This is a genomic window from Allobosea sp. GW821-FHT12C12, assembly GCF_058807355.1.
The window spans coordinates 1-12,635 of the sequence record NZ_JBXAQP010000029.1 but is presented as its reverse complement, the minus strand read 5'-3'; the positions used below and the strand labels follow the sequence as shown (position 1 = coordinate 12,635).

Genomic DNA, 12,635 nt, shown 5'->3' with positions numbered 1-12,635 from the left:
ATGAAGCGGTTGTAGAGCGTCTTGTGCGGACCGTAGCCCTTGGGCGCGTCCTTCCACTGGAGGCCGTTGCGGATCACATAGACGATGCCGCTCACCACGCGCCGATCATCGACCCGCGGCACGCCATGCGACAGCGGAAAATACGCCTCGATCCGCGCCATCTGGCGCTCGTTCAGCAGGAACAGTTCACTCATCACAATGTCCTCCCGGACACCGTGAATCACATCTCAAACCAAATTAACAGGTCCTGAGCCTAGCTCGCGAACCTGCTTTGCCTTGGCCGGGAACAGATACAATTGATCGCGCCAGTTACCGACATGCTTTCGTTCCAGCTTATCGAGCTGTCTATCCTCGCCGAAGAATCAACGCATCGGGCGCGGCTTGTCGAAGTCACGACGGAGGAGCCTGCGCGTAGCGGAACGATAGCCCTATCAGGCGGCAGCCGTATCGCTCGTTGCGCGGTGCGGATCGCGATAGGCGAGCAGGCGCAGCGCGTTGAAGACGACCAGGATCGTCGACCCCTCGTGGACCGCCACCGCGGGACCGATGCCGAGGCCGAGAATGGTCGCCGGGATCAGCACCGCGACGATGCCCAGGCTGACGAAGACGTTCTGCCGGATGATCGAGCGGGTCTGGCGGCTGAGGCCGACGGCGAAGGGCAGATGGGCCAGGTTGTCGGCCATCAGGGCGACGTCCGCCGTCTCGAGCGCCACGTCGGATCCGGCCGCCCCCATGGCGATGCCGACCGTCGCGCTCGCCATGGCGGGTGCGTCGTTGACGCCGTCGCCGACCATCGCAACCTTGCTCTGCGCGCTCAGCTTCCTGATCGCCTCGACCTTGTCCTCGGGCATCAGATCGCCCCAGGCCTCGTCGAGGCCGACATCCTTGGCGATCGCGTCGGCGACCTTCTGGTTGTCGCCCGAGATCATGATCATGCGCGAGACGCCGAGATCGTGCAGCGCCTTCAGCGAGTCGCGCGCCGCCGCGCGCGGCGTGTCCATCAGGCCGATCACGCCGAGATCTCGTTCGCCCCGCCGGATCGCCATGGTGGTGCGTCCGCCTTCGCGCAATCTCGCGACGGCATCCTTCATCGCGCCGCCGAGGCTCGGGACGCCGTCCGCGCCGAACATCTCGGCCTTGCCGATCCAGACGGTCTCGCCCGAGACGGTGGCGGTGACGCCGCGTCCGGTCAGGCTGGTGAGATCGGAGGCGGATGTGATCTCGCCGCCGCCGAGCCTTTCCTTGCCGTCGCGGACGATCGCCTCGGCGAGCGGATGGTCGCTCAGGGTCTCGACGGCGACCGCGACCGCCAGCAGGTCGCTTTCCTCGACGCCGTCGGCCGTCACGATGTCGGTGATGCGCGGGCGGCCCTCGGTCAGGGTGCCGGTCTTGTCGAAGGCGATCGCCGTGAGCGAGCCGAGATTCTCCAGCGGCGCACCGCCCTTGACGAGCACGCCGCCGCGCGCGGCGCGCGCGACGCCCGACAGGACCGCGCTCGGCGTCGCGATGGCGAGCGCGCAGGGGCTCGCCGCCACGAGCACCGCCATGGCGCGATAGAAGCTGTTGCGGAAGGGCTCGTCGATCACGACCCAGGCGAAGAGCAGGACGAAGGCGAGCGCGAGCACAGCCGGAACGAAGATGCGCTCGAACCTGTCGGTGAAACGCTGCGTCGGCGATCTGCGTCTCCGCCTCGCTGACCATCTTCACGACCTTGGCGAGCGCGGTCTCGTTCGACCGGCGGGTGACCTCGACCTCGAGCCAGACATACTCCCGGACCGTCGCGCCCGTCGCCGCGTCCGCCTCGGCCAGCAGACGACCCGCCGCGTCGTGGATCAGATGCGTCGTCCCGGACGGCGTCGTGTTCGTCACCGTCCGCACGCTCAGCCGCTCCAGGCCGTCATAGGTGTAGGCGCCCCTGACGCTGCCGCCCACGCTCGCCTGCGACAGACGATCCGCCGCATCATGCGTGAACGTCCAGGCCGCGCCGGACCTGGTGTCGGTCACGATGCTGGCGGAATGATTGATCAATTTTATATCTCACGAGAAGGAGCCTCAGAAGCATAAAGATGCACTTCTTCGGCCGAAAGCTTAATCCACCCTTGAGAGAGGAAAATATCGACACCATATCTATAATTTGTATTATCAACTACATCGCGGATCATTACGCTAGTGCATAATGGAAAACTATCACTATATTCCATGTTTATACTATCTGGTCGAAAATTCATCGCTACAAATCTCACAATTGGATATTCCTTGCCTTCCCCTTTCTCAGAATCAACTTCTGGAAGCCAGAATTCAAAAATCGCATGAGACGGAATGCTGATATCCAATTTGACAATGGACGCACCCGAGAGTTGAGAAGCATATTCTTTGAGATACTTTTCCATATTCGAAAGGCCTTTTAAAAGTCGCCGATGAAACGCGGGCAAACTGAACTCGGAAGCGATCCGATTTTCAACACTCGGGTTTTGCCGCTTCGCAAACAGAAATACTGACATATGTTAGTTAGTCCAATCCGCCCGGACCCTTGGAGACTACAAAGATCAGAAGCTTGGCATATTTGCATCCCTTGATCGCGAGGCGACGATAATTGCTCGCCAGTCGCCAACCCCTCCCGATCCGTCCACATGATCGGCGAGTTCAGCGCATAGGCATAGACGCTCGGCCCGTCGACGAAGCCGCGCGGGTCGGGCTGGAGGTATCGTCCGGTGGTCGGGTCGTAGTGGCGGCGCCAGTTGTCGTGCAGGCCGGTCTCGAGCTGGAACCACTGGCCGGGGAAGCGGGCGTCGAGCGAGGCCGGGCCCGTGATGCTTTGGACCTCGCCATAGGGCCTGTAGAGCGCGTCCCAGACCAGGGCTCCGGCGGCGTTCGTCATCCGCACCGGCCGGTCGAGATGGTCGGCATGGACGAACAGCGTCTGCGGGCTCGCCGTGTCGACATCGGCCACAACCGCCAGCGGCAGGGCGCGTTGGGCGATGCCGCGCCTGGGCCCGTTCAGCGAGGGCAGCTGCGCGCGCGCCGTCGGGTCGTTGTCGTTCTCCGCCGCGCCGAGCCTGCTGGAGAGGTTGCCACGCGCGTTGTCGTTGGCCGGCCGCGCCATCGGGCCTGTGTCGGCCCCGAGATCGTCGATCTCGAGCCAGACATATTCCCGGACCGTCGCGCCCGTCGCCGCGTCCGCCTCGGCCAGCAGACGACCCGCCGCGTCGTGGATCAGATGCGTCGTCCCGGACGGCGTCGTGTTCGTCACCGCCCGCACGCTCAGACGCTCCAGGCCGTCATAGGTGTAGGCGCCCCTGACGCTGCCGCCCACGCTCGCCTGCGATAACGCTGAAAGCGTCCAATATATATCGTCAGTCAATACAATTTCACAGAAGGCTGTCAATGCAATTCTGTCTCACCCATTAAGAAAGCAAACATAAGATAAATATAAATATTATTCTGTAAATTTTTGCTTATAGTATAATTTCTGCTCTACGATAAATTCGACACATTTTGGATTATCATCAATATATTTTTCATAAAAATCTGGTTCTGTAACGTATTTATCGATTCCAATATAGGATTTGCCATTAATTATATTTTGAGTATGATCAATTTTTGGAACAAAAGTCCAATTTTTAGGAATTTTATTATCAATTATATCAAAAATAATGCTATTATAAAATAAAATATAACTACTTTGGTCCTCAGTGTTATCTATCAGATATTCGATCCGATTAGACGAAAAGAGAATACCGTAAACCGGATAGATTATGTTGCGCGAAAATATATGTATAAGATTATCGTCACTGTCCATTTCTGGAGTTAATTCAGAAGGATTTTTGAGTTTTATTTTCATTATTTTATCTTCATATCACCGATAATTCCGGCGGAATTAGTCATCCAATGTGCTGCCATACCAGGATGAGAATTCCGGAACTTTTTGCCACCTGCGGGAAATTTGGTATTTGGGATAATGCATTGTCCTTGGCCAGAGAGAGCGAGGCCCATAGACTCCTCCAATAATAGCTCCTGCCGTAGCTCTGCAGCCCCTCCCGATCCGTCCACATGATCGGCGAGTTCAGCGCATAGGCATAGACGCTCGGCCCGTCGACAAAGCCGAGCGGGTCGGGCTGGAGGTATCGTCCGGTGGTCGGGTCGTAGTGGCGGCGCCAGTTGTAGTGCAGGCCGGTCTCGAGCTGGAACCACTGGCCGGGGAAGCGGGCGTCGAGCGAGGCCGGGCCCGTGATGCTTTGAACCTCGCCATAGGGCCTGTAGAGCGCGTCCCAGACCAGGGTCCCGGCGGCGTTCGTCATCCGCACCGGCCGGTCGAGATGGTCGGCATGGACGAACAGCGTCTGCGGGCTCGCCGTGTCGACATCGGCCACAACCGCCAGCGGCAGGGCGCGTTGGGCGATGCCGCGCCTGGGCCCGTTCAGCGAGGGCAGCTGCGCGCGCGCCGTCGGGTCGTTGTCGTTCTCGGCCGCGCCGAGCCTGCCGGAGAGGTTGCCACGCGCGTTGTCGTTGGCCGGCCGCGACATCGGGCCTGTGGCGGCCCCGAGATCGTCGATCTCGAGCCAGACATACTCCCGGACCGTCGCGCCCGTCGCCGCGTCCGCCTCGGCCAGCAGACGACCCGCCGCGTCGTGGATCAGATGCGTCGTCCCGGACGGCGTCGTGTTCGTCACCGTCCGCACGCTCAGCCGCTCCAGGCCGTCATAGGTGTAGGCGCCCCTGACGCTGCCGCCCACGCTCGCCTGCGACAGACGACCCGCCGCATCATGCGTGAACGTCCAGGCCGCGCCGGACCTGGTGTCGGTCACGACGTTTCCCGCATTGTCATGCGCGAAGGTCCGCGACACCGCGCCGTTCGTCGTCACCTGCGTCATCCGGTTCGAGGTCGCGGCATAGCTCGTCACCTTCTCCGTCGCCGTCCCGCCCGAGACAAGAATCTCGTGGGTCCGGTTGCCGCCCGAGCCATAATAATAGGTCAGATCGCCCCAGACGCCAGTGGCGTTCTGCAGCCGCCGCGCCGGCGAGTACCAGAAGCTCTGGCTCGGCGGCGGCGAAACATCGTCATAGGTCGCGATGCCGGTCAGGTTGAGGCCGTTGTCGGCGCGGTCGTGGAAGCGCCTGATCGTCGCCACGCCCGTCGCCGTGTTCTCGAAGATCAACTCTTTAAAATAGGCGTTCTCATAGCCCGTATAAATCTAATTCTATATATCAACGCGGGTGGCCTTATAAAAGTAAGTAAAAGTGAATTGTATCTCAACAGAGTTAGAGTTTTCATCCTTGATGAAAGTTAATTGGCCAAGTCTTCCTGTCGATATCATTAATGTGTTAAATCTTACTGATAATTCATCAAAATTTATATTAGAAATATCATATTCTTCTCCATCGACAAAATCGTACCCCCTTACAGCAATTCTGCTGCCAATGAGAGATATTTCGTACTCGCTGCGACCATCCTCGAAATCAGCCCTCCACCTTCCAAGCAATGACTTTGGATAAATCGTCCCCTTTTCATTTTCTGTTTCTGTTATCATTTTTTGCCCTTTGCTTCATCGTATCCTGGCGGCTTAGGTTTAATAATATCTTTCCGGTACTTGGGTCTTTGAATACGCTATATTCGAGTTGATCGAGCAGCCCAGAAAAATATCGCGCCGTTCCATAGACAGCCACTGATTGCGCGATGGCCGTAGAGCACCCGTCAGAGCCAATAATTGTACCGCCATTAGGAAGCCCTGCTTCCCAGTATTCGGCGTAAGCCGACAAAGGAAAAAAGCCACACAAAGCAATGGAAAAGAATGTAAGAAGCCGCACTTTCACACTCCATATTCCGTTAAAATTGTCCTTTAACGAAATTCGCTCACATAAATGACAGGATGCAACTTAAGCGCGTTCTGTCAACTGGGAGAATTGGAGGCGCGCCGGAGCTTCCCGGTTGAACCTGCGCGCGGCGGAACGATAGACCTGTCGGGCGGCAGCCCTATCGCCTGTCGCGCGGTGCGGATCGCGATAGGCGAGCAGCCGCAGCGCGTTGAAGACGACCGGGATCGTCGATCCCTCATGGACGGCCATCGCGGGACCGATGCCGAGGCCGAGGATGGTCGCCGGGATCAGGCCGCGACGATGCCCAGGCTGACGACGACGTTCTGCTGGATGATCGAGCGGGTCTGGCGGCCGAGGCCGACGGCGAATGGCAGATCGGCGAGGTTATCCGCCATCAGCGCGACGTCCGCCGTTTCGAGCGCACCCACGGATCCGGCGGGAGCGCCGCCGGGTCGCGCCGCAATCTCCATCCGCTCATGGTCGCTTCCCCGGATGATGTCACATCGCGTCGCGCGGCACGTTGAGGGGAATGCCGAGCATGATCCGCCCGTGGCCGGCCGGCGCCGGCAGGTCGCCGGCCCGGATGTTGAGCGGGAGCGAGTGCAGCATCAGCGCCGGCATATCAAGGTCGGCGTCCCGCTTGCGTCGCAAGGCGACGAACGCGGTCTCGCCGGTGGCGTTGCCGACATGGATGTTCGCCCGGCGCTGGGCGCCGACCGAGCTGCGCCAGGCGGGAGCGCGCCGTCCGTCGGCGCCGTAATCGTGGCAAGCGTACAGGATGGCGTCGTCCGGCCGGTCGAGAATGCGGCGGATCGACTGGAACAGCCGGGCGGCGTCTCCCTTGTGGAAGTCGCAGCGCGCCGTCCCGGAATCCGGCATGAAAAGGGTGTCGCCGGTGAAGACGGCATCGTTCACGACATAGCTCAGATGGTCGAGCGTATGGCCGGGGGTGGCCATGACCTCGATCGTGAGATCGCCGAGCGCGATCGTCTCGCCATCCGCAAGCTGCCTGTCGAAGCTGCCGAGGCCGCGCCTGTCGGCGTCCAGCCCGTAGACATCGGCGATCGCCGCGGCGACCTCGCCGACTCGTTCGCCGATCGCGATCCTGCCGCCGAGCATCCGGCGCAGCTCGGCCGCGCCGGAGATATGGTCGTGATGGATATGGGTCTCCAGGATCCATTCCAGCCGCAGGCCGTGGTTGCGGGCGAAGCTCGCGATATCGTCGACGGGCTTGCGGCTGGTGTGGCCCGATCTGGGATCGAGATCGAAGACCGGGTCGATCACGGCGCAGGCCTTCGACCGGGCGCACCAGACGAGATGGCTCGCGGTGCCGCTGCGCCTGTCGTAGAAGGTTTCGACATTCGGGGTCATCTGGACGCCTCCGCCGTGATGGGGCCCGTGTCAGGCCTTGGGTTGCGGCAAGACGCGCAGATAGGGCTTCAGCGTCTTCCAGCCGTCAGGAAACTTCTCCCTGGCGGCCTCGTCGGACAGCGAGGGCACGATGATGACGTCGCCGCCCTGCTGCCAGTTGGATGGGGTCGCCACGCTGTGCCTCGCGGTGAGCTGAAGCGAATCGATCGTGCGCAGGATCTCGTCGAAGTTGCGCCCTGTGCTGGCCGGATAGGTCAGGCTGAGCTTCAGCTTCTTGTCCGGGCCGATGACGAAGACCGAGCGCACGGTCATCGTGTCGCTCGCATTGGGGTGGATCATGCCGTAGAGGCTGGCGACCTTGCGATCGGAGTCCGCGATCAGAGGGAAGTTGACGCGCTGACCCTGCGTTTCCTCGATGTCGTCTTCCCACTCGCCGTGGCGGGCGATCTCGTCGACGCTGAGCCCGATGACCTTGACGCCGCGCCGGTCGAATTCAGGCTTCAGCCGCGCCACGTCGCCGAGCTCGGTGGTGCAGACGGGGGTGAAGTTTTTCGGATGAGAGAAGAGCACGGCCCAAGAGCCATCGATCCAGTCGTGGAAGCTGATCGCTCCTTTTGTCGTTTCCGCGGTGAAGTCCGGAACGACATCGCCGAGTTGCAGTGTCATGATCGTTTCCTTTCCTGCCGGATTGGCGATGATGGGCCGACCGTGGTCGGCCCTGGGGCAGTTTCCCGGCAAGGGCGATCGAATACGCCCTTGCCGGGAAACCTCATTTCTGCCGGATCAGACGAGACGAGTTCGCCAGGATGCCGATATCGGGGATCGCCTGGAGCGAGGCCGCCAGGATGATCCCGAAAGCTGAGAGGGAAAGGCCGGCCGCGGAACGCTGAAGCCGACCTTCTCGACGGTCGACTTCGGCAGATCCAGCGTCACGGGCTTCGGATCGTGGTCGATCACCGCCTTCCCGGCGCTCAGCAGAACCTCGACGTTGCCGCCGATCGGGACTTCAAGCCTGCTCATCGCGGCACGTCGAACCCGGCGCCCTCGACCGCTTCAAAGACCGCATCCTTTGAGATCTTCGCCGGATCGTGCCTGACGATCGCGCTGTTGTCGGCTAGGGAAACCTTGACGACATCGATACCCGGAAGCGCGCCGACCGTCTTTTCGATGGCGCTGACACAATGCCCGCAATCCATCCCTTCGATCTTGAACTCGATCGTGTCGAGTGCTGCTTCGGCCATGACCGTCTCCTGTCTGAAAGTGCCTGCCATGCGAAGATGGGGTCTGTAGCCACCACAGGGTCAAGAGCCGTGATCGATATTTCGCCAGGAGGACGGCCCTGACCAGAACGCCTGCTCTGTTCGACCGCGGCGAACGCGAACATGCGCAGCTCCCGCGGGCGAAGGCGCTCGCGACCTGCGCCCTGGTTTCCCTTCCGGCCCGGTCCAATGGCGCTGCGCTGGCTCGCAACGATCCGAATTTGGATCGGGTTCGTCAACACGACCCAGTCCCCCAGCGACTTCGTCAAGCGGTGCGACAACCGTCCGCAACGGCCGGAGCCGTCATGCCCGCGGGCGGACATGAACGTCGCGATCGCGTGCAAGCCGAGATGGTGAGGGCGGCGGCGCTGCCCGGCGGCTGGCGCCTGACTCCCAAATGCTCGGATCGTGCTCCCGGACTACCTGCGCCGCGTGCTATGCCGAGGCCGGCCGTCATGCCGTCCTGTGACATGCCGTCCTTGGGAAACGAGAGATCGAATGCGCAACGTCCTGATCATCGGAATCGGCGCCGGCAATCCGGACTATCTCACCGTCCAGGCGATCGACGCCCTCAACCGGGTCGATGTCTTCTTCATCCCCGACAAGGGGACCGACAAGGCGGCGCTGCAACGCCTGCGCACCGATATCTGCGAGCGCTTCATCGAAGGCTCGGACTATCGCATGGTTTCCGTCGGGATTCCGACGCGGGCGGCGGCGGGACAGGATTATCGCGGCAGCGTCGACGAGTGGCATGCGCGCCTCGCCGACGACTACGAGCGCCTGATCACGACGGAGCTCGGCGACGGCCAGTGCGGCGGGCTGCTCGTCTGGGGCGATCCTGCGCTCTATGACAGCACGCTGCGGATCGTCGAGCAGATCCGCGCCCGGGGCGTCGCGCTCGACTACGAGGTCATCCCCGGGATCAGCAGCGTGCAGGCGTTGGCGTCGCGGCACCGCATCCCGCTCAACCGGATCGGCCAGCCGGTGCTGATCACCACCGGGCGCAAGCTCGCCGAGGGCTTCCCCGACGATATCGACAGCGTCGTCGTGATGCTCGACGGCGACCGGGCCTTCAAGCAAATCGCTCCGGACGAGCTCGATATCTACTGGGGCGCGTATCTCGGCACGCCGGACGAGATCCTCGTCTCCGGCAGGCTGTCCGAGGTGAAGGACGATATCGACCGCATCCGGCGCCAGGCCCGCGAGGACAAGGGCTGGATCATGGATACCTATCTGCTGCGTCGGGCCGGGGACGGCTGATGGTGCTCGGGAGCGTCTGAGCAGGCGCGCTCAGCGGGAGCGAGCCGGCCGCGTCCGCGCATTCGCGCGCGCCGGCCCCGCGCGCCACTCCTCGACCGACAGCGTCGGCAGGTCGAAATAGTCGCGCGTGGTCGCGTAGCCCTGTCCGCCCATGCGGCCGACCGCGTCGAGCGCGGCGGGGTCGACATGCAGCCTGTCATTGACCGTGTCGGCCCGGAAATGCGCGTAGACGACCTCGCCCAGGATGATCTCGCGCGAATTGCCTATGCCGAGCGTCGTGTGATGGCGGCATTCGAAGGCCGCCGGCGCCTCGCCGATCCAGGGGCAGGGCACCTTTTCGCCGGGCCGGGCGGTCAGGCCTGCTTCCGCCAGCTCGTCGATGCCGGCGGGAAACGGCACGGCGCAGATGTTCATGCCGGCGACCAGCGCGTCGGAGACGATGTTGACGGTGAAGGCGAGCGTCTCGCGGACATTGCGGCCGGTGTCCTTCTGCGCCCCGGTCGGCCGGTATTCGACGCCGAGCGCCAGGATCGCCGGATCGGCCGAAAGGCAGTTGAAGAAGGAGAAGGGCGCGGCGTTGACGCGGCCGGATGAATCGACCGTGGTCACGAGCGCGATCGGGCGCGGCACCACCGCCCCGATCAGCAGCTTGTAGCGCTCGCGCGGAGCCAGGCGCGCGAAGTCGAAGGCGACGGTGTCGCCGCTGGACGGCCGGGCGGCTTCAGCGAAGGCATCGCTCACGGGACGGCAACACCTTCGCTGACGGCATAGGGCGCGAGAACCTCGCGGATGTCGCGCTCGCCGCGCGGCGCGATCAACGCGCGGGCGACGACGGCGTGGAGATGGCGGTCCATCAGTTCCGCCGCGCGCGCTGCGTCGCCGGCGCGCAGGGCGCCGATGAGTTCGCGGTGCTCGCTGACCGCGCATTCCGACGAGTGCGGGCGCCCGTAGATCGCCAGGATCAGCGAACTGCGCGACGTGACCTCCTGGACGAGGCGCAGCAGCAGGCCGTTGCCGGTCATCTCGGCCAGCTTGATATGGAACTCGCCGGCGAGCCGGATCGATTCCGGCCCGTCGCGGCCCTGCGCTGTCTCCTCAAGCGCGACATGGGCCTCGAGTTCCGCTGCCCGCGCCTTGCCCAGACGGCCGGCGAGGCTTTCGGCGACGAGACGCTCCAGCCCGCGGCGCACGTCGAAGACGTCGCGCGCCTCCTCCAGCGTCGGATAGGCGACGGAGGCGCCGCGATTGGGCTTGAGCTCGACCAGCCCTTCGAGCGCCAGCCGGCCGAGCGCCTCGCGCACCAAAGTGCGGCTGACGCCGAACTGCTCGCCGATCGAATCCTCCGGCAGTTTCATCGCCGGCTTCAGCGCCTGCTCGATGATGGCGCGGCGCAGCGCACGGTAGACCGTCTGCGCCCGGCCCGGCGCGCGTTCGATCAGGGATGCGCCCGCGTCCTTGGCCGCTGCCCTCGGGCTGCTCCTTTTCGCCATGCCTGTCATGCCCGCGCGCCCTGGCTTGCCCGATTATATTGCATACAATAATACTGCCTGATCGTATGCAATACATGTGCTGGCCGCGACCTTGCAAGCCTCGGCCGGGCCACGTTCTGAACGAGGAGACCGAGGCGATGACGGCTTCCCTGCTGCTGCGCGATGTCCGGCCCCATGGCGGCCCCGCGACCGACATCCTGATCGCGGACGGCAGGATCGCGCGGATCGGCGCAGGCATCGTGCCGCCCGCCGGGGTTACGGTGGAGGAGGGGCGCGGCGACATCGTCGTGCCGGGGCTGGTCGAGGCCCACACCCATCTCGACAAGAACCTGCTCGGCCTGCCCTGGTATGTGAACGAGGTCGGCCCGAAACTGCTCGACAAGATCGACAACGAGCGGACGAACAAGAAGCGGCTCGACATCGAGCCGGCGCGCCAGTCGGCCCGGCAGGCCGTGCAGGCCTCCGTCTTCGGCGCGACCCATATCCGCAGCCATGTCGATGTCGACACCGAGCACGGCATGTGGGGCATCGAAGGCGCGATGGCGACGCGCGACGCCTGGCGCGACATCGTCGATATCGAACTCGTCGCCTTTCCGCAGTCGGGACTGCTGCGCCGACCGGGCACGCTGGAGCTGATGGACGCGGCGATGCGGGCCGGCTGCGAGGTCGTCGGCGGGCTCGACCCCTGCGCCATCGACCGCGACCCGAAGGGCCATCTCGACGCGATCTTCGGGCTCTGCCAGCGCCATGGCAAACCGCTCGACATCCACCTGCACGAACCCGGCGAGATGGGCGCGTTTTCGTTCGACCTGATCATCGAACGCACGCGCGCGCTCGGCATGCGGGGCAAGGTCGCGGTCAGCCACGCCTTCTGCCTCGGCGCCCCCGACCCGGCGCTGGTCGACCCGCTGATCGAGGAGATCGCCGCGCTCGACATCGCGATCGTCACCACCGCGCCGGCGAGCCGCCCTGTGCCCGCCGTCAAGCGCATGCTCGCGGCCGGCATCCGCATCGCGGCCGGCTCCGACGGCATCCGCGACACCTGGAACCCCTATGGCAATGGCGACATGCTGGAGCGGGCCGTGCTCGTCGGCCTGCGCAACAATCTGCGCCGCGACGACGAGGTCAGGCTGGCGCTCGACGTCTGCACGGTCGAAGGCGCGAAGCTGATGGAGGTCGCGGATTACGGCCTCGGCGAGGGCCGCATCGCCGATCTGCTGGTTCTGCCGGGCGAAACGCTGGCCGAAGCGGTCGTGACCCGCTCGCCGCTGCGCCGCGTCGTCAAGCGCGGCCGCATCGTCGCGCGCGACGGCGTGCCGCTGCGGCCCGCGCCCTGAGGCAAGGCCGGCTCGGGTGATTCCGAAGCAGACAGGCGAAGGTGAAGCGCGTCCCCTTCCCCCCGCTCGCGGTGGGGAAGGGCTAGGGATGGGGGGCCGAAAAG

The 12,635-nt window shown here is 63.5% G+C and carries 14 protein-coding genes and 2 pseudogenes; 2 read left to right on the top strand and 14 right to left on the bottom strand.

Going from position 1 to position 12,635, the window contains the following annotated elements; all coding sequences use genetic code 11:
* The 12 genes and pseudogenes from AC1RRW_RS22220 to AC1RRW_RS22165 form a co-directional block, all read right to left on the bottom strand.
* Positions 1-194, bottom strand: a 194-nt coding sequence (locus tag AC1RRW_RS22220; protein WP_492903888.1) for a transposase, incomplete at its 3' end; no start/stop codon positions are given.
* 237 nt (positions 195-431) lie between these two features.
* A pseudogene (locus AC1RRW_RS22215) lies at positions 432-1,827 on the bottom strand (heavy metal translocating P-type ATPase); the annotation flags it as partial.
* A gap of 203 nt (positions 1,828-2,030) precedes the next feature.
* Complete coding sequence (locus tag AC1RRW_RS22210; protein WP_492903886.1) at positions 2,031-2,390, bottom strand: hypothetical protein; 360 nt, start codon at positions 2,388-2,390, stop codon at positions 2,031-2,033.
* Between the two features lie 14 nt (positions 2,391-2,404).
* A complete protein-coding gene (locus tag AC1RRW_RS22205; protein ID WP_492903884.1) occupies positions 2,405-3,385 on the bottom strand; it encodes an RHS repeat-associated core domain-containing protein in 981 nt (326 codons plus the stop codon).
* A gap of 51 nt (positions 3,386-3,436) precedes the next feature.
* Entirely contained in the window at positions 3,437-3,841 is a 405-nt protein-coding gene (locus AC1RRW_RS22200) for a hypothetical protein (protein ID WP_492903883.1), read from the bottom strand.
* A 40-nt stretch (positions 3,842-3,881) separates the two neighbouring features.
* A complete protein-coding gene (locus AC1RRW_RS22195) occupies positions 3,882-5,129 on the bottom strand; it encodes an RHS repeat-associated core domain-containing protein (RefSeq protein ID WP_492903881.1) in 1,248 nt (415 codons plus the stop codon).
* Between the two features lie 69 nt (positions 5,130-5,198).
* Positions 5,199-5,528, bottom strand: coding sequence for a hypothetical protein (locus tag AC1RRW_RS22190; protein WP_492903880.1), 330 nt, complete (start codon positions 5,526-5,528; stop codon positions 5,199-5,201).
* On the bottom strand, positions 5,506-5,811 hold the full coding sequence (locus tag AC1RRW_RS22185; protein ID WP_492903879.1) for a hypothetical protein: 306 nt from the start codon (positions 5,809-5,811) through the stop codon (positions 5,506-5,508). Before AC1RRW_RS22185 ends, AC1RRW_RS22190 begins: the two co-directional genes overlap by 23 nt.
* Positions 5,812-5,985: 174 nt before the next feature.
* A pseudogene (locus AC1RRW_RS22180) lies at positions 5,986-6,251 on the bottom strand (heavy metal translocating P-type ATPase); the annotation flags it as partial.
* 61 nt (positions 6,252-6,312) lie between these two features.
* Positions 6,313-7,185 (bottom strand): MBL fold metallo-hydrolase, encoded by an 873-nt coding sequence (locus AC1RRW_RS22175; protein WP_492903877.1) that lies wholly within the window; start codon positions 7,183-7,185, stop codon positions 6,313-6,315.
* Between the two features lie 30 nt (positions 7,186-7,215).
* The gene (locus tag AC1RRW_RS22170) at positions 7,216-7,851 is read right to left on the bottom strand and encodes a peroxiredoxin (protein WP_492903876.1); all 636 of its coding nucleotides are present in this window, start codon (positions 7,849-7,851) and stop codon (positions 7,216-7,218) included.
* 350 nt (positions 7,852-8,201) lie between these two features.
* Entirely contained in the window at positions 8,202-8,426 is a 225-nt protein-coding gene (locus tag AC1RRW_RS22165; protein WP_492903874.1) for a heavy-metal-associated domain-containing protein, read from the bottom strand.
* A gap of 516 nt (positions 8,427-8,942) precedes the next feature.
* Between AC1RRW_RS22165 and cobF the strand changes: the two genes are divergently transcribed.
* Positions 8,943-9,704, top strand: coding sequence for a precorrin-6A synthase (deacetylating) (cobF, locus tag AC1RRW_RS22160; RefSeq protein ID WP_492903873.1), 762 nt, complete (start codon positions 8,943-8,945; stop codon positions 9,702-9,704).
* 30 nt (positions 9,705-9,734) lie between these two features.
* On the opposite strand, the gene AC1RRW_RS22155 is transcribed toward cobF, so the two are convergent.
* Positions 9,735-10,445, bottom strand: coding sequence for a flavin reductase family protein (locus AC1RRW_RS22155; protein ID WP_492903871.1), 711 nt, complete (start codon positions 10,443-10,445; stop codon positions 9,735-9,737).
* Positions 10,442-11,194, bottom strand: coding sequence for a GntR family transcriptional regulator (locus tag AC1RRW_RS22150; protein WP_492903870.1), 753 nt, complete (start codon positions 11,192-11,194; stop codon positions 10,442-10,444). Before AC1RRW_RS22150 ends, AC1RRW_RS22155 begins: the two co-directional genes overlap by 4 nt.
* A gap of 137 nt (positions 11,195-11,331) precedes the next feature.
* Between AC1RRW_RS22150 and AC1RRW_RS22145 the strand changes: the two genes are divergently transcribed.
* Positions 11,332-12,531, top strand: a complete 1,200-nt coding sequence (locus tag AC1RRW_RS22145; protein WP_492903868.1) for an amidohydrolase family protein — start codon at positions 11,332-11,334, stop codon at positions 12,529-12,531.
* The last annotated feature ends 104 nt before the right edge of the window (positions 12,532-12,635 follow it).

Coding starts and splice junctions, on each gene's coding strand:
- AC1RRW_RS22210 (WP_492903886.1), bottom strand. CDS start 2,390: ATGGAAAAGTATCTCAAAGAATATGCTTCTCAACTCTCGGGTGCGTCC.
- AC1RRW_RS22200 (WP_492903883.1), bottom strand. CDS start 3,841: ATGAAAATAAAACTCAAAAATCCTTCTGAATTAACTCCAGAAATGGAC.
- AC1RRW_RS22190 (WP_492903880.1), bottom strand. CDS start 5,528: ATGATAACAGAAACAGAAAATGAAAAGGGGACGATTTATCCAAAGTCA.
- AC1RRW_RS22175 (WP_492903877.1), bottom strand. CDS start 7,185: ATGACCCCGAATGTCGAAACCTTCTACGACAGGCGCAGCGGCACCGCG.
- AC1RRW_RS22170 (WP_492903876.1), bottom strand. CDS start 7,851: ATGACACTGCAACTCGGCGATGTCGTTCCGGACTTCACCGCGGAAACG.
- AC1RRW_RS22165 (WP_492903874.1), bottom strand. CDS start 8,426: ATGGCCGAAGCAGCACTCGACACGATCGAGTTCAAGATCGAAGGGATG.
- cobF (WP_492903873.1), top strand. CDS start 8,943: ATGCGCAACGTCCTGATCATCGGAATCGGCGCCGGCAATCCGGACTAT.
- AC1RRW_RS22150 (WP_492903870.1), bottom strand. CDS start 11,194: ATGGCGAAAAGGAGCAGCCCGAGGGCAGCGGCCAAGGACGCGGGCGCA.
- AC1RRW_RS22145 (WP_492903868.1), top strand. CDS start 11,332: ATGACGGCTTCCCTGCTGCTGCGCGATGTCCGGCCCCATGGCGGCCCC.